This is a genomic window from Pseudomonas capeferrum, assembly GCF_013523055.1.
GTDB lineage: Bacteria > Pseudomonadota > Gammaproteobacteria > Pseudomonadales > Pseudomonadaceae > Aquipseudomonas > Aquipseudomonas capeferrum_A.
In genome coordinates, this window is sequence record NZ_JAAMQM010000037.1 from 13,139 (window position 1) to 29,076 (window position 15,938).

The following is a 15,938-nucleotide window of genomic DNA, read 5'->3' on the forward strand; positions in this document are numbered from 1 at the left end:
TCAGGCCTCGGTCTTGCGGTAGTTGTAGCCGATCGGGTGTGGCTGATTGCGCGACTTGGCCAACTCGATCTGCTTCTGCCGGTCGATGGCGCTGCGCCGGGTCTTCTCGCTCAGGCTGTCCCAGCAATGCGGACAGCTGACACCAGGCGAGTAGTGCTCGGACGCACGTTCCTGCGCATTGATCGGATGGCGGCAGGCATGGCACTGGTCGTATTCGCCCTCGCTCAGGTCGTGACGGACCGTGACACGATTGTCGAAGACGAAGCAGTCGCCTTGCCAGAGGCTTTCTTCCTGAGGCACTTCCTCGAAGTATTTCAGGATGCCGCCCTTGAGATGATAGACGGCTTCGTAGCCCTCACCGAGCATGTAGCTCGAGGCTTTCTCGCAACGGATGCCGCCGGTGCAGAACATGGCGACCTTCTTGTGACGGGACGGGTCGAAGTTGGCCTTGATATAGTCGGGAAATTCGCGGAACGATTCGGTCTTGGGATCGATCGCGCCTTCGAAGGTGCCGATGGCCACTTCATAATCGTTGCGGGTGTCGATCAGCAGGACTTCCGGATCGCTGATCAGGGCGTTCCAGTCCTTGGCCTCGACGTAGGTACCGACTGTGCGGTTGGGGTCGACGCCCGACACGCCGAGGGTCACGATCTCTTTCTTGAGCTTGACCTTGGTGCGGTAGAACGGCTGTTCGTCGCAGTAGGATTCCTTGTGGTCGATGTCCACCAGGCGCGGATCGTTGCGCATCCAGGCGAGCAGGCCGTCGATGCTCTCACGGGTGCCCGAGACGGTGCCATTGATGCCTTCTTCAGCCAGCAGCAGGGTGCCTTTGACACCGTTGTCCAGCATGCTCTGGAGCAGCGGCTCGCGCAGCTCGGTGTAATCTTCCAGGGTGACGAACTTGTACAGCGCTGCCACGACGATAGCTTGGGTCATGCGGTGAAATCTCCAGGTGGTCGACCTCGCAAAGGACGGACCGGAATGACAAATAAAAACGCGCCGACGGAGCGGCGCGTTGCGAAGTCTACCAAATTCCCGGAAAGGATTCAGTGCCCGCCACCTCCCGCGCAGACCGGCGAGGCAGGTGCCGCGCCGACCTGGGCCCACTCTTCGGGCGTGTAGGTGTGCAGGGCCAGGGCGTGGAACTGCCCCATCATCTCGCCGAGCGTGGCGTAGACCTTCTGATGGCGCTTGACGCTGTTCAAGCCGGCGAACTGGTCGCTGACGATCACGGCCTTGTAGTGGCTTTCCTGACCACGGCTGTGCATGTGGCTCTCGTTGAGTACCTGCAGGTGCTGCGGCGTCAAGGTGGCCAGCTGTCGTTCGATGCGTTGCTGCATGCTCATCGGCTCTTGCTCACTTCTTGGCCGGGGCGGCGGCCTTGCCTGCGTTGGGGTCGAGTTCCTTGGTCATGTCGTCGAGCAGCTTGTTGACCACCGGCACGGCGCTTTCCAGCTTGGCCTGGGTCAACTGGGCCGATTGCTGGGTGACCTGTGGCATCTTCTGCATGACCTTGCGGCCCAGTGGCGATTCATAGAATTTCACCAGGTCCTTGAGCTCGGTCTCGGTGAACGAGGCGGTGTACAGCTTGACCATGTCCGGCTTGAGCTTGTTCCAGCCGATGGCTTGGTCCAGGGCGGCGTTGGCCTTGGCCTGGTAGCTGTCGAGCACGGCTTTCTTGGAGGCAGGCGCCTTGGTCTGCTCGAAACGCTGGGCGAACATCTGCTGAACCTGCATGTACACCGGGGTGCCCAGCTTGTCGGCATTGGCCAGGACAAGGAATTTTTCCGCGCTGGCGTTGTGGCTGGCGGTATCGGCGAGCACCTGGCCACTGGCACAGGCCAGGGCAACGGCGACGCAGAGGGCACGGAGACGGGTCATCGGAATTCCTTCAATAGACAGGGAGGTAGCACACCTCGAGGTAGAGCATTCTGCGCCGACGCGGGCGCGGCACTCAAGTGGCACGAAGAGCGACGGAACCGCTCGTTCGAATAGGGGCCTAAACTGCGGAATCAGACTACTAAGGAGTGAGCGCAGCATGAGCCGTATCGAAACTGACAGCCTCGGACCGGTCGAAGTTCCGGAAGAGGCCTATTGGGGGGCACAGACGCAACGCTCGCTGATCAACTTTGCCATTGGCCAGGAGCGCATGCCGTTGGCGGTTCTGCACGCCCTGGCGCTGATCAAGAAGGCCGCGGCGCGGGTCAACGACCGCAACGGCGACCTGCCTGCCGACATCGCTCGCCTTCTCGAGCAATCGGCCGACGAGGTGCTGGCCGGCGAACATGATGATCAGTTCCCCCTGGTGGTCTGGCAGACCGGCAGCGGCACCCAGAGCAACATGAACGTCAACGAGGTGATCGCCGGACGCGCCAACGAACTGGCCGGCCAGGGCCGTGGCGGCAAGTCGCCGGTGCACCCCAACGATCATGTCAATCGCTCGCAGAGCTCCAACGACTGCTTCCCGACGGCCATGAACATCGCCGCGGCGCAGGCCGTTCACCACAAGCTGCTGCCTTCGATCGCCGAACTGTCGGCCGGTCTGGCGGAACTGGCGGCGCGCCACCAGCACCTGGTGAAGACCGGCCGCACCCATATGATGGATGCCACGCCGATCACCTTCGGTCAGGAAATCTCGGCGTTCGTCGCCCAGCTCGATTATGCCCAGCGCGCCATCCGGGCCTCGTTGCCGGCGGTCTACGAACTAGCCCAGGGCGGCACTGCCGTCGGCACCGGCCTGAACGCCCCGCACGGGTTCGCCGAAGCCATCGCGGCGGAGCTGGCCGCGCTGTCGGGTCTGCCTTTCGTCACCGCTCCCAACAAATTCGCCGCCCTTGCCGGACATGAGCCGCTGACCGCGCTGGCAGGTGGCCTGAAGACCCTGGCGGTGGCGCTGATGAAGATCGCCAACGACCTGCGCCTGCTGGGCTCCGGACCACGCGGTGGGCTGGCCGAAGTGCGCTTGCCGGCCAACGAGCCGGGCAGCTCGATCATGCCGGGCAAGGTCAACCCGACCCAGTGCGAAGCGCTGTCCATGCTGGCTTGCCAGGTGCTGGGCAATGACACGACGATCGGCTTCGCCGCGAGCCAGGGGCACTTGCAGCTCAACGTGTACAAGCCGGTGATCATTCATAACCTGCTGCAGTCGATCGAACTGCTGGCCGATGGCTGCCGCAACTTCCAGCAGCACTGTGTGGCGGGTATCGAGCCGGATACTGAACAGATGGCTGCCCATCTGGAGCGCGGGCTGATGCTGGTGACGGCGCTCAACCCGCATATCGGTTACGACAAGGCGGCGGAAATCGCCAAGAAGGCCTATGGCGAAGGCACCACCTTGCGCGAGGCGGCCCTGGCGCTGGGTTACCTGAGCAACGAGCAGTTCGATGAGTGGGTACGGCCAGAGAACATGCTCGCGCCGGGGGGCAAGGGCTGACATTCACTGATTTAGCGAGACCTTGTGGGAGCGGGCTTGCCCGCGAAACAGGCACCGCAGTGTATGGCCACCGGCCTCGCCGCTGTTCGCGGGCAAGCCCGCTCTTATAGAGCAAACGCTAACTCATTGATGTAGCGAGACCCTGTGGGAGCGGGCTTGCCCGCGAAGCAGGCACCACGGTGTATGGCACCGGCTTCGCCGGTGTTCGCGACAAGCCCGCTCTTATAGAGCAAACGCTAACTCATTGATTTAGCGAGACCCTGTGGGAGCGGGCTTGCCCGCGAAGCAGGCACCACGGTGTATGGCACCGGCTTCGCCGGTGTTCGCGGGCAAGCCCGCTCCCACAACTGAATCAATGAGTTAGCGTCTACTCTATGAAAGCGGGCATGCCCTGCGATGCACCGCGCAGCCGACACTCGATCTCAAGAACGCCAAAAAGCCCAACAGCATGCGCCCCCTGGCCGCCTGCCCAGCCCGCCAGCAATGCACCCCACTCAATGCACCTGCGCCAACCGCGCCCTCCGCGCCCGCCAACCCGCAAGCAGCGAAGGGCTCAACGCCACCACGGCAGAGCCGATTACCACCACGACCGCCCCGAAATAACCCAGCCCATTGAGCGCTTCGGCCTGTACATACTCAGGCCATGCCCACGCTGCCAAGGCCACGGCGACCAAGGTCACCAGAGGCGTCAACGCCAATGTCGCGCTGACTCGGGAGGCTTCCCAGTGCGCCAGGGCTTCGGCGAAGGCCCCATAGGCCACCAGGGTATTGAGACAGCAAGCCAGCAGCAGCCAGCCCTGCAACGGGCTGAGCTGCATGACTTCCAACGGATGCACCCAGGGCGTGAGCAGCAGGGCGCAGAGCAGGTAGATCACCATCATCACCTGCTGCGAGTGCCATACCGTCAGCAGTTGCTTCTGGCTCAGGGCGTAGAAGACCCAGATGCTGGTGGCCAGGAGGATCGTCAGCACACCAGTGGTATAGGTGCCGAGCGATGTCAGCAACTCTTCGAGACGCTGATTGAAGAACAGACCGAACCCCATCAGCAGGACGATCAGCCCTAGGCCTTGGCCAAGACTGAAGCGCTCCTTGAAGACGAAGACACTGGCGACAAGAAGCAGGACAGGTCCGATCTGCACCACCAGTTGCGCCGTGCCTGGGCTCAGCAGGCGCAGACCGACCAGATAGAGCACGTAGTTGCCCACCAACCCGCAGGTGGCCAGTGCGACGAGGCCAATGCCCTTGCGACCGAGCCCGGAGAACCTGGGCAGTTGGCGTGACGCGGCCAGCCAGGCGAACAGCAGGCCACCGGACACCGCCAATCGGTACCAGGTGACTGTCACTGGGTCCATCACCTGCAGGACCTGCTGGAGCTTGATCGGGAGAATGCCCCAGAGCAGCGCGGTCAGCAGCGCTAGGAACAGGCCATGGACCCAGCGTCCGGAAGAAATATGCATAGCTAGCCTCGAATCAAGCCTTTGCGGGGAAATTGGAGAGTCTAAGGGGTCGAGGTGGGAGGTTGGGGGAAAATCATGGGAAAAGAATTCATTTGGTCATTCCCGGAGGGCATGGGGAACGGCATGGCTGGCGGCTGGGGGGAGCGGTTCATAGATCTATTCACCCCTACCCAGGCGTCGCCATGACAACTGTATTACCAGGCGAGGCCTATGGCCTCGATCGCGGGACCAGCCCGCTCGCCACCGGTGTAAGTCCAGGAATCTGAAACAACCTTGATGCCCTGACCTACGTAGAAAGACCGGACCTTCACTGGGTGGCCTGCCTCGCAGTGGTGGCCGACTTGCCCCGGTGATAGCCTGGACAAAGCAGATACCGGTGGCGAGCGGGCTCGACCCGCGACCGAGGCCGCAGGCCTCGCCTGGCAATGCAAATGATTCAGCCAACACGGCGGATGGGGCAACACCAATCGACCGGACCCGCCTTGGCCGCAGTATTACCCACCTTACCCGCCCTAGGCCGCCGACCTACCCTGCTATTTGGAATCCCGCGCGAACGCCGCCTCCAGCGCCTCATTGATCGTGCGCAGCACCTTCACCCGCGCCCAGCGCTTGTCATTCGCCTCGACCAGCGTCCAGGGCGCGATCTCCGTGCTGGTCCGGTCAACCATGTCCTCGACCGCCCCTGCATAATCGTTCCACTTTTCGCGATTACGCCAGTCTTCATCGGTGATCTTGTAACGCTTGAACGGGGTCTCTTCACGCTCTTCGAAACGCTCGAGCTGAGTCTGCTGGTCGATCGACAACCAGAACTTCACCAGCACCACCCCGGCATCGATCAGTTGCTCTTCGAAATCGTTGATCTCCCCATACGCCCGCATCCAATCCGCCGCGCTGCAAAACCCTTCCACCCGCTCCACCAGCACCCGGCCATACCAGGAGCGGTCGAAGATAGTGAACTTGCCACGCTCGGGAATGTGCCGCCAGAAACGCCACAGGTAAGGCTGGGCGCGCTCCTCCTCGGTCGGCGCCGCGATGGGCACGATGCGGTACTGGCGAGGGTCTAGCGCGGCGGCGACGCGGCGGATGGCGCCACCCTTGCCCGCCGCGTCGTTGCCTTCGAAGACCGCCACCAGGGCATGACGGCGCATGTGCTTGTGACGCAGCAGCCCGGCCAGGCGCGCCTGCTCGCTGATCAGCTGATCCTGGTAATCCTTTTTCTCCAGGCGCAACGTCATGTCCAGTGCGCCAAGCAGGCCGCGACCATCGATACTGCGGCTCAGGGGCGCGATATTGCCCTGGTGCTTGCTGCTCGGTTCGGCGTTCAGGGCAGCCTGCAGGCTGTCCAGCAGGATGCGCCCCACCGCCAGGCTGCGATAGTACGGGTCGACACCTTCGATCACATGCCAGGGCGCATAGTCGCGGCTGGTCCGGCGCAGCACGCGTTCGCCGAAGCGGACGAAGCGGTCATAGGTCTTGGATTGCTGCCAGTCCAACGGGCTGATGCGCCAACTGTGCAACGGGTCATCCTTGAGTGCCTTGAGGCGTGCCTTCATCTGCTTCTTGGACAGGTGGAACCAGAACTTGATGACCAAGGTTCCCTCGTCGCAGAGCATCTGCTCGAGACGCTCGGCGCCATTGATCGCCTGGTCGAGCACCGCGTCCTTGAACTGCCCATGCACACGCCCCTGGAGCATCTGGCTGTACCAGTTGCCGAAGAACACGCCCATCCGTCCCTTCGGCGGCAACGCGCGCCAGTAGCGCCAGGCCGGCGGCCGCGCCAGTTCCTCGTCGGTCTGCTGGTCGAACGTACGCACCTCGATCAGGCGCGGGTCCATCCATTCGTTCAGCAGCTTGACGGTCTCGCCCTTGCCCGCCCCTTCGATGCCATTGATCAACACGATTACCGGAAAGCGCGACTGCTGCTTGAGCTCGTACTGGGCCTCGAGCAGCGCCTGGCGCAGGGCTGGTACTTCGGCTTCATAAGTGTCCTTGTCGATGCTGTGACCGATTTCCGCGGATTCGAACATGTATGGCTCCTTCGATGGATAAGCAAGACTAGCGGATCACGACCCGCCTTGTCGGCAGGCGATGGGCTAGAATGCATGACCCGCTGTAGCCGAGCCGACCATGCCAGAGACCCTTTCGCCCCTCCATGCCCAGATCGACTGGGACGAACAAGGCCGCCCGCACTCGCGGCAGTACAACGACATCTATTTCTCCAAGGACCAGAGCCTCGAGGAAACCCAGTACGTCTTCATCGAACAGAACCGCCTGCGCGAACGTTTCGCCGCGCTGACGACGAATGGTTGCCTGGTGATCGGCGAGACCGGCTTCGGTACGGGGCTGAACTTTTTCTGCGCCTGGCAGCTATTCGCGGCGCAGGCACCCGTGGATGCCCGGCTGCACTTCGTCAGCGTCGAAAAGTACCCGCTCAGCCATGCCGACCTGGCTCGGGCGCTGCGACTCTGGCCCGACCTGGCCCCTTTCTCGGCACCATTGCTCGAGCAGTACGTTGCGGTTCATCCAGGCTTCCAGCGATTCAGCTTCGACCAGGGGCGGGTCACCTTGACCTTGCTCATCGGTGATGTACTGGAGCAACTGCCACTGCTGGAGGCCTCGGTCGACGTCTGGTTCCTCGATGGTTTCGCGCCCGCGAAAAACCCCGATATGTGGACCCCGGAGCTGTACGCGCAGCTGGCGCGACTATCGGGACCAGGTACCACGCTGGCGACCTTCACCACCACCGGCTGGGTGCGGCGCGGTTTGATCGCCGCGGGCTTCAAGATGAAGAAAGTGCCCGGCATCGGCAAGAAATGGGAAGTCATGCACGGTGAATTCCTGGGCTGCCCCGTCGACCAGCCGGTGCCGCTACCGGTGCCGCCCTGGTATGCCTGTCCACCCGTCCTGGGCGGCCCGCGCGAGGCATTGGTGATCGGCGCCGGCCTGGCGGGCAGTGCCACGGCCGCCAGCCTCGCCGCGCGTGGCTGGCAGGTCAGCGTGCTGGAACGCCACGACGCCCCGGCGCAAGAAGCGTCGGGCAACCCGCAGGGTGTGTTGTATCTCAAGCTTTCGGCGCATGGGACGGCCTTGTCGCAGTTGATCCTGGCAGGTTTCGGCTATACCCGCCGTTGGCTCGAACGCCTGCAGCGCGGGCACGACTGGGATGCCTGCGGTGTGCTGCAGCTCGCCTTCGACGACAAGGAGGCGGCGCGCCAGGCCAGGCTGGCCGAGGCCTTCGATGCCACCTTGCTGCAGGTCCTGGATCGCCCACAGGCCGAAGCCATTGCCGGTGTCGAGCTGGCGAGCGGCGGGCTGTATTACCCAGAGGGCGGCTGGGTCCATCCACCGGCCTTGTGTCGGGCACAGTTGCGGCATCCGCGCATTCGCCTGCTCACCCATCAGGAGGTGGTGGAACTGCGTCGGGTCGATAGCGGCTGGCAAGCCTGGGCGGGTGATCGGCTGCTGGCCAGCGCGCCGCTGGTCATCTTGGCGGGTGCTGCCGACGTGCGTCGTTTCGCGCCTTGCGCCGCATTGCCCCTCAAGCGTATCCGCGGGCAGATCACCCGGCTGCCGGCCAACGATGGCAGCCGGGCCTTGGCTACCGTGGTCTGCGCCGAGGGTTACGTGGCGCCGGCCATGGCCGATGAACATACCCTGGGGGCGAGTTTCGACTTCCACAGTGACGACCTGACCCCGACAGAAGCCGAGCATCGGGGCAACCTCGGGCTCTTGCGAGAGATTTCCGAAGACCTGGCGCGGCGCCTCCAGGTGGATGCCATGGACCCTGCCGGTATCGAAGGGCGCGCGGCGTTTCGCTGCACCAGTCCTGATTACCTGCCGATCGTCGGTCCCCTGGCGGATTCGACGCGGTTCGCCGAGGCCTATGCCGTATTAGGCAAGGATGCGCGGCAGGTGCCAGGTACCCCGTGCCCTTGGCTAGAGGGTTTGTATGTGAATACGGGGCATGGATCGCGAGGATTGATCACCGCGCCTTTGAGTGGAGAGCTGATTGCCGCATGGATCAGTGGGGAGCCGTTGCCGGTATCGAGGGCAGTGGCACAGGCGTGCCATCCGAACCGGTTCATGTTGCGCGAGGTGATTCGCGGCGCGCGGAGGTAAGGGGATAGCGAGTTGGGCCAACGGTATCCCTTAGGCGTGTATTCCTTCGGCGACCGCGTTGGATGAGCGATCTTTATTGCCAGGCGAGGCCTGCGGCCTCGATCGGGGGCGGTCCGGCGTTCCGGCAAGCCCCCTCACCACCGGGATCTGCCTTGGCCAGGCCACCCGGTATAACCGGAGCATCCAGCACAGTTCAGGTCCTTCAGCGTGGATCAGGCATAAGCATTCGTTTCACACGCAGCCTTGCGCAAAACCGGTGGCGAGGGGCTTGCCGGGACGCCGGACCGCCCCGATCGAGGCCACAGGCCTCGCCTGGCGATAAAGATCGCTCAACCAACGCGATCGCCGGGAGTTGCACTAAACGTACCTACGCACTCTTCACTTCCCCCCGCTCACTCAACCCACGCACCACAACCGCTCACCCCATATAACAAATTGATATAAAACCCTCACCAACCTCACAGGTCAGTTCCTAAGTGCCCTTTTTCTGGGCACCTCCCCAACGGCAAAACCGGTAAGGACTTATGTGCGGAATAGCAGGTGAATTACGTTTTACCCCGATCGATCAATCCCCCCGTCCAGCGGACCTGGCGGCAGTAGAGCGGATAACCCATCATCTGGCACCTCGCGGCCCTGACGCTTGGGGCTTCCACAGCCAGGGACCGATCGCTTTCGGTCACCGGCGCCTGAAGATCATGGATCTGTCCGACGGCTCGGCACAACCCATGGTCGACAACCCGCTAGGCCTGTCGATGGCCTTCAACGGCGCGATCTACAACTTCCCCGAGTTGCGTCAGGAACTCTTGGACCTGGGCTACACCTTCAACTCCGAGGGTGATACCGAGGTGTTGCTCAAGGCCTACCACGCCTGGGGCGAGGCGATGCTGCCCAAGCTCAACGGCATGTTCGCCCTGGCCATCTGGGAGCGTGACAGCCAACGCCTGTTCCTCGCCCGCGACCGCCTCGGCGTGAAGCCGCTGTACCTGTCGCGCAACGGCGAACGCCTGCGCTTCGCCTCCACCCTGCCCGCGCTGCTAAAGGGCGGGGACATCGACCCGATGCTCGATCCGGTGGCACTGAACCACTACCTGAACTTCCATGCCGTGGTCCCGGCGCCGCGCACCCTGCTGGCGAACGTGCAGAAGCTCGAGCCCGGCACCTGGATGCGCATCGACCGCCATGGCCAGGTCGAACGCAAGACCTGGTGGCAGCTTGAATACGGTCCGCGCCCGGAAGAGCGCGAGCTGGGCCTGGAAGACTGGACCACCCGCGTGCTCGACGCCACTCGCGATGCCGTGGCGATTCGTCAGCGCGCCGCGGTGGACGTTGGAGTACTGCTCTCCGGCGGCGTCGACTCGAGCATGCTGGTCGGCCTGCTGCGCGAAGTCGGCATGGACGACCTGTCGACCTTCTCGATCGGCTTTGAAGATGCTGGTGGCGAGCGCGGCGACGAGTTCCAGTACTCAGACCTCATCGCCCGTCACTACGGCACCCGCCATCATCAGCTGCGCATCGCCGAGCACGAGATCATCGACCAGTTGCCCGCCGCCTTCCGCGCGATGAGCGAGCCGATGGTCAGCCACGACTGCATCGCCTTCTACCTGCTCTCGCGGGAAGTGGCCAAGCACTGCAAAGGCGTGCAGAGCGGCCAGGGCGCCGATGAACTGTTCGCCGGCTATCACTGGTACCCGCAGGTCGATGGCGCGAAGGATGCCTTTGCCGCCTACCGCGACGCGTTCTTCGACCGCAGCTATGACGAATACAAGGACACCGTCCAGGCTCCCTGGCTGGTCGACCATGACGCGGCCGGCGATTTCGTCCGCGAACATTTCGCCCGACCCGGCGCCACCGACGCGGTGGACAAGGCTCTGCGCCTGGACAGCACCGTGATGCTGGTCGACGACCCGGTCAAGCGCGTGGACAACATGACCATGGCCTGGGGCCTGGAAGCGCGCACGCCGTTCCTCGACTATCGCTTGGCAGAGCTGTCCGCGCGGATCCCTGCTCGCTTCAAGCTGCCCGACGGCGGCAAGCACGTACTCAAGGAAGCCGCGCGCCGCGTCATCCCGCACGAAGTGATCGACCGCAAGAAGGGATACTTCCCGGTGCCTGGCCTCAAGCATCTGGAAGGCGCGACCCTGAACTGGGTGCGCGAGCTGCTGACCGACCCGAGCCAGGATCGCGGCCTGTTCAATCCGGCCATGGTCGACCGTCTGCTCAGCAACCCGCACGGTCAGCTCACCCCCCTGCGCGGTTCCAAGCTGTGGCAGCTGGCGGCACTGAACCTGTGGCTCAGCGAACAAGGAATCTGATCGATGAAAGCCCACGCATCCGCCTACGGCCAGCGCCTGCTGCGCGGACAGACGCCATCCTACGAACGTCTCCAGGCGCGCCTGGCAGAGGATGGCAGCGAGCCGCATGACCAACCGCGTGCCTTGCATTGTGGCTGGGGCCGCCTGTTGATCGGGCATACCTACCCGAATCCCGCGCACCTGGCCGAGGCGTTGCAGCAGGAGGCCCCGGGCGAGCGTGATATCGCGCTGTACGTGGCCGCGCCGCAAGTGCTGCTGGCCCAGGCGCCGCACCAGCTGTTTCTCGACCCTTCCGACACCTTGCGCCTGTGGTTCTCCGACTATCGTCCGGCGCAGCGGGTATTCCGCGGCTTCCGTATCCGTCGCGCGCAGGCGGAGGCGGACTGGCAGGCGATCAACACCTTGTACCAGGCGCGTGGCATGTTGCCGGTCAATCCGGAGCTGGTCACGCCCCGCCACCTGGGTGGCCCGGTGTACTGGCTGGCCGAGGACGAAGACACCGGCGCGGTCATCGGCAGTGTCATGGGCCTGAACCACAGCAAGGCGTTCGACGACCCGGAACACGGCAGCAGCCTGTGGTGCCTGGCGGTCGATCCGCAGTGCAGCCGTCCCGGTGTCGGCGAGGTGTTGGTGCGCCATCTGGTCGAGCATTTCATGAGCCGCGGCCTGGCCTACCTCGACCTGTCGGTGCTGCATGACAATCGCCAGGCCAAGCGCCTGTACACCAAGCTCGGTTTTCGCAACCTGCCGACCTTCGCGGTCAAGCGCAAGAACGGCATCAACCAGCCGCTGTTCCTCGGTCCCGGCCCCGAGGCCGGGCTCAACCCTTATGCGCGCATCATCGTCGACGAGGCTTACCGCCGAGGCATCGATGTGCAGGTGGACGATGCCAGCGCGGGTCTGTTCACCTTGAGTTTCGGCGGGCGTCGGGTGCGTTGCCGGGAATCGCTGAGCGACCTGACCACGGCCGTCAGCATGACCCTGTGCCAGGACAAGAGCCTGACCCAGAAAGTGTTGCAGGCCGCGGGACTCCTGGTACCGGCCCAGCAGTTGGTAGGCAATGCCGACGACAACCTGTCCTTCCTCGAGGAACACGAGGCCGTGGTGGTCAAGCCGCTGGACGGTGAGCAAGGCCAAGGCGTGGCGGTCAACCTGACCACGCTGGAGGCGATCAACCAGGCTATCGAGCAGGCCCGACGCTTCGACAGCCGAGTCTTGCTGGAGAGCTTCCACGCGGGTTTCGACCTGCGCATCGTGGTCATCAACTACGAAGTCGTGGCCGCGGCCATCCGTCACCCTGCCCAGGTCATCGGTGATGGCTCCCATACCATCAAGGCGTTGATCGAAGCCCAGAGCCGACGTCGCCAGGCGGCCACGGGGGGCGAAAGCCGCATTCCCATGGATGATGAAACCCAGCGCACCCTGCAGGACGCTGGCCTGGACTACGACAGCGTGCTGCCTGCCGGACAGCTCCTGGCCGTGCGTCGTACGGCCAATCTGCATACCGGGGGTACCCTGGAAGACGTCACCGAACGCCTGCATCCGGTACTCGCCGATGCAGCCATACGTGCCGCACGCTCCCTGGATATCCCCGTGGTGGGCCTGGACCTGATGGTAAAAGCCGCCGACCAGCCCGATTACGTGATCATCGAAGCCAATGAGCGCGCCGGACTGGCCAACCATGAACCGCAACCTACCGCCGAGCGCTTCGTCGACCTGCTGTTTCCGCACAGTCGGCAGATGGCGTGAGTCGGGAGGCCCTGGATCTTCCGTGGTCGCCCTCGACCCCATGATGAAACCGCTGACCCGGCCAGGTACGTCGTCGTTGACGCCGATGAACGTACCGACGGGCTGGCCTACGATGAACCACAATCCGCCGCCGAATGCCTTGTCGATCTGCTGTTTCCGCACGGTCGCCAAGTGGCGTGAGTCGGGAGACCCTGGATCCTCCGTGGTCGTCCTCGATCCCATGATGAAACCGCTGACCCGGCCAGGTACGTCGTCGTTGACGCCGATGAACATACCGACGGGCTGGCCTACGATGAACCACAATCCGCCGCCGAATGCCTTTTCGTTCTGCTGTTTCCGCACAGTCGCCAAGTGGCGTGAGTCGGGAGACCCTGGATCTTCCGTGGTCGCCCTCGACCCCATGATGAAACCGCTGACCCGGCCAGGTACGTCGTCGTTGACGCCGATGAACATACCGACGGGCTGGTCAATCATGGGCTACAACTCAGCGTCGAGTGCTTCGTCGACCCACTGTTTCCGCACGGTCGGCAGATGGCGTGAGTCGGGAGGTCGTGGATCTTCCGTGGAGGCCCTCGACCCCATGATGAAACCGCCAATTCGGCAAGGTACGTCGTCGTTGACGCCGATGAACGTACCGGCGGGCTGGCCTACGATAAACCACAATCCGCCGCCGAATACCTTGTCGACCTGCTGTTTCCGCGCAGTCGGCAGATGGCGTGAGTCGGGAGGCCCTGGATCTTCCGTGGTCGCCCTCGATCCCATGATGAAACCGCTGACCCGGCCAGGTACGTCGTCGTTGACGCCGATGAACGTACCGGCGGGCTGGCCTACGATGAACCACAATCCGCCGCCGAATGCCTTGTCGATCTGCTGTTTCCGCGCAGTCGGCAAGTGGCGTGAGTCGAGAGACCCTGAATCTCTTGTGGTCGTTCTCGACCGACTGGTAAAGCCGCCGACCCGCTCGAGCACGTCATCCTTGAAGCCCATGATGGCTCGGGCAGGTCAACCCTGAACGCAACCCAACGCCGAACGTCCTGTCGACTTGTGGTTTGCACAGTCGACAGGTGGCGTGACCCGAGGAGCGCACATGTCTGAACAACCCCTTGAACCGGATCTGGACTACCTGCAGAAAGTCCTTCTGGAAATGCTTGCCATCCCCAGCCCCACCGGCTTTACCGACACCATCGTGCGATATGTCGCCGAGCGCCTGGAAGAACTGGGTATCCCCTTCGAACTTACCCGACGCGGGACCATCCGCGCGACGCTCAAAGGCCGCCAGAGCTCGCCGGACCGTGCGGTTTCCGCTCACCTGGACACCATTGGCGCGAGCGTGCGCCAAGTGCTCGACAACGGTCGTCTGGCGTTGTCGCCGGTGGGTTGCTGGTCCAGCCGCTTCGCCGAGGGCAGCCGGGTCAGCGTCTTCACCGACACCGGCGTCTACCGCGGTAGCGTGTTGCCGCTGATGGCCAGCGGACATGCCTTCAACACCGCGATCGACCAGATGCCGATCAGTTGGGAACATGTGGAAGTCCGCCTGGACGCCTACTGCGCCACTCGCGCCGACTGCGAGTCGCTGGGCATCAACATCGGTGATTTCGTGGCCTTCGATCCCTTGCCCGAGTTTACCGAGAGCGGTCACATCAGTGCCCGCCACCTGGATGACAAGGCCGGCGTCGCGGCGCTGCTGGCGGCGCTCAAGGCCGTGGTGGAAAGTGGACGCCCGCCGCTGATCGACTGCCATCCGCTGTTCACCATCACCGAGGAAACCGGATCCGGCGCCGCGGGGGCCCTGCCCTGGGACGTCAGCGAGTTCGTCGGTATCGACATCGCGCCGGTCGCGCCTGGCCAGGCGTCCAGTGAACATGCGGTGAGCGTGGCGATGCAGGATTCGTCCGGTCCGTACGACTACCATCTCTCGCGTCACCTGTTGAAACTGGCCGGCGATCAGGACCTGCCGGTGCGCCGCGACGTGTTCCGCTACTACTTCAGCGACGCGCATTCGGCAGTGACCGCGGGCCATGATATCCGCACGGCGCTGGTGGCCTTCGGTTGCGACGCGACCCATGGATACGAGCGCACGCACATCGACAGCCTGGCCGCGTTGAGCCGCCTGTTGGCGGCCTACCTGCTCAGCCCGCCGGTCTTTGCCAGCGACTCGCACCCCTCCAGCACTTCGCTGGAGCGCTTCAGCCATCAACTGGAGCATGACGCGCAGATGGAGAGCGATACCCGTGTGCCGCCGGTCGACAGCCTGGTTGGAAACAAGAGCTGATTGCCTACACGCTCGGTGCAGGATTCGCGTAGCATGGACGGATCAATGGCCCTATCTGCACCGAGCGTATGCTGATTCCCTACGATCAACTCGAAGCCGAAACCCTCACCCGCCTGATCGAGGATTTCGTTACCCGTGATGGCACCGACAACGGTGACGACACGCCTCTGGAAACCCGCGTCCTGCGTGTGCGTCAGGCCCTGGCCAAGGGGCAGGCGTTCATTCTGTTCGACATGGACAGCCAGCAGTGCCAGTTGCTGGCCAAGCATGATGTGCCCAAGGAGTTGCTGGATTAGGCCTGGAGGGGATGTAAGGAGTGTGGTTCGGGGTTTCCACCGCTAGCGGGGGGCGCTCGCCACTGGGAATGCTAGAGCCGGTGGCAAGCGGGGCTCCGGTGGCGAGCGGTCCCCGGTGGCGAGCGGGCTTGCCCCGCGATCGAGGCCGAAGGACTCGCCTGGCAATACACGATACCCATTCGACCCGATAGCCGTGGTCATGCAGGTCCCTGATAGCCGTGGATACGCAGCCCACTCTTATAACCCATGGGATATGCAGCACCTCTACCCCCCCACCTCACCCCTCCGCCCCTCTTTCTC

12 protein-coding genes are annotated in these 15,938 nt (G+C 63.6%); 6 read left to right on the top strand and 6 right to left on the bottom strand.

Annotation, left to right across the window (positions count from 1 at the left end; genetic code table 11):
• The 3 genes from trhO to G7009_RS26715 form a co-directional block, all read right to left on the bottom strand.
• Positions 1–936 (bottom strand): oxygen-dependent tRNA uridine(34) hydroxylase TrhO, encoded by a 936-nt coding sequence (gene trhO / locus G7009_RS26705; RefSeq protein WP_181133274.1) that lies wholly within the window; start codon positions 934–936, stop codon positions 1–3.
• Between the two features lie 110 nt (positions 937–1,046).
• Entirely contained in the window at positions 1,047–1,346 is a 300-nt protein-coding gene (locus G7009_RS26710; RefSeq protein ID WP_181133275.1) for a BolA family protein, read from the bottom strand.
• A 10-nt stretch (positions 1,347–1,356) separates the two neighbouring features.
• Entirely contained in the window at positions 1,357–1,881 is a 525-nt protein-coding gene (locus tag G7009_RS26715) for a DUF2059 domain-containing protein (protein ID WP_181133276.1), read from the bottom strand.
• Between the two features lie 157 nt (positions 1,882–2,038).
• Between G7009_RS26715 and G7009_RS26720 the strand changes: the two genes are divergently transcribed.
• Positions 2,039–3,433, top strand: coding sequence for a class II fumarate hydratase (locus tag G7009_RS26720; protein WP_181133277.1), 1,395 nt, complete (start codon positions 2,039–2,041; stop codon positions 3,431–3,433).
• Between the two features lie 494 nt (positions 3,434–3,927).
• Here G7009_RS26720 and G7009_RS26725 read toward each other — a convergent pair whose 3' ends face one another.
• Both G7009_RS26725 and pap read right to left on the bottom strand, forming a co-directional pair.
• A complete protein-coding gene (locus G7009_RS26725; RefSeq protein WP_181133278.1) occupies positions 3,928–4,890 on the bottom strand; it encodes a DMT family transporter in 963 nt (320 codons plus the stop codon).
• 533 nt (positions 4,891–5,423) lie between these two features.
• Positions 5,424–6,917: a polyphosphate:AMP phosphotransferase gene (pap, locus tag G7009_RS26730; RefSeq protein WP_181133279.1), complete on the bottom strand. Its 1,494-nt coding sequence runs from the start codon at positions 6,915–6,917 to the stop codon at positions 5,424–5,426.
• Positions 6,918–7,017: 100 nt separating this feature from the next.
• Here pap and mnmC point away from each other — a divergent pair, with 100 nt between their 5' ends.
• The 3 genes from mnmC (at position 7,018) to ngg (ending at position 13,070) form a co-directional block, all read left to right on the top strand.
• The gene (gene mnmC / locus G7009_RS26735; protein ID WP_181133280.1) at positions 7,018–9,009 is read left to right on the top strand and encodes a bifunctional tRNA (5-methylaminomethyl-2-thiouridine)(34)-methyltransferase MnmD/FAD-dependent 5-carboxymethylaminomethyl-2-thiouridine(34) oxidoreductase MnmC; all 1,992 of its coding nucleotides are present in this window, start codon (positions 7,018–7,020) and stop codon (positions 9,007–9,009) included.
• A gap of 524 nt (positions 9,010–9,533) precedes the next feature.
• Positions 9,534–11,321: an N-acetylglutaminylglutamine amidotransferase gene (locus G7009_RS26740; protein WP_181133281.1), complete on the top strand. Its 1,788-nt coding sequence runs from the start codon at positions 9,534–9,536 to the stop codon at positions 11,319–11,321.
• A 3-nt stretch (positions 11,322–11,324) separates the two neighbouring features.
• On the top strand, positions 11,325–13,070 hold the full coding sequence (gene ngg, locus G7009_RS26745) for an N-acetylglutaminylglutamine synthetase (RefSeq protein WP_181133282.1): 1,746 nt from the start codon (positions 11,325–11,327) through the stop codon (positions 13,068–13,070).
• 477 nt (positions 13,071–13,547) lie between these two features.
• Here the strand turns inward: ngg and G7009_RS26750 are convergent, their stop codons facing one another.
• Positions 13,548–14,057 carry a hypothetical protein gene (locus G7009_RS26750; protein WP_181133283.1) on the bottom strand — a complete coding sequence of 170 codons (510 nt, stop codon included), beginning with the start codon at positions 14,055–14,057 and terminating at the stop codon, positions 13,548–13,550.
• A 100-nt stretch (positions 14,058–14,157) separates the two neighbouring features.
• Between G7009_RS26750 and G7009_RS26755 the strand changes: the two genes are divergently transcribed.
• Both G7009_RS26755 and G7009_RS26760 read left to right on the top strand, forming a co-directional pair.
• A complete protein-coding gene (locus G7009_RS26755) occupies positions 14,158–15,342 on the top strand; it encodes an osmoprotectant NAGGN system M42 family peptidase (RefSeq protein ID WP_181133284.1) in 1,185 nt (394 codons plus the stop codon).
• Between the two features lie 68 nt (positions 15,343–15,410).
• Positions 15,411–15,638, top strand: a complete 228-nt coding sequence (locus G7009_RS26760) for a YheU family protein (protein ID WP_181133285.1) — start codon at positions 15,411–15,413, stop codon at positions 15,636–15,638.
• Positions 15,639–15,938: the final 300 nt, after the last annotated feature.

Coding starts and splice junctions, on each gene's coding strand:
- trhO (WP_181133274.1), bottom strand. CDS start 936: ATGACCCAAGCTATCGTCGTGGCAGCGCTGTACAAGTTCGTCACCCTG.
- G7009_RS26710 (WP_181133275.1), bottom strand. CDS start 1,346: ATGAGCATGCAGCAACGCATCGAACGACAGCTGGCCACCTTGACGCCG.
- G7009_RS26715 (WP_181133276.1), bottom strand. CDS start 1,881: ATGACCCGTCTCCGTGCCCTCTGCGTCGCCGTTGCCCTGGCCTGTGCC.
- G7009_RS26720 (WP_181133277.1), top strand. CDS start 2,039: ATGAGCCGTATCGAAACTGACAGCCTCGGACCGGTCGAAGTTCCGGAA.
- G7009_RS26725 (WP_181133278.1), bottom strand. CDS start 4,890: ATGCATATTTCTTCCGGACGCTGGGTCCATGGCCTGTTCCTAGCGCTG.
- pap (WP_181133279.1), bottom strand. CDS start 6,917: ATGTTCGAATCCGCGGAAATCGGTCACAGCATCGACAAGGACACTTAT.
- mnmC (WP_181133280.1), top strand. CDS start 7,018: ATGCCAGAGACCCTTTCGCCCCTCCATGCCCAGATCGACTGGGACGAA.
- G7009_RS26740 (WP_181133281.1), top strand. CDS start 9,534: ATGTGCGGAATAGCAGGTGAATTACGTTTTACCCCGATCGATCAATCC.
- ngg (WP_181133282.1), top strand. CDS start 11,325: ATGAAAGCCCACGCATCCGCCTACGGCCAGCGCCTGCTGCGCGGACAG.
- G7009_RS26750 (WP_181133283.1), bottom strand. CDS start 14,057: ATGGGCTTCAAGGATGACGTGCTCGAGCGGGTCGGCGGCTTTACCAGT.
- G7009_RS26755 (WP_181133284.1), top strand. CDS start 14,158: ATGTCTGAACAACCCCTTGAACCGGATCTGGACTACCTGCAGAAAGTC.
- G7009_RS26760 (WP_181133285.1), top strand. CDS start 15,411: ATGCTGATTCCCTACGATCAACTCGAAGCCGAAACCCTCACCCGCCTG.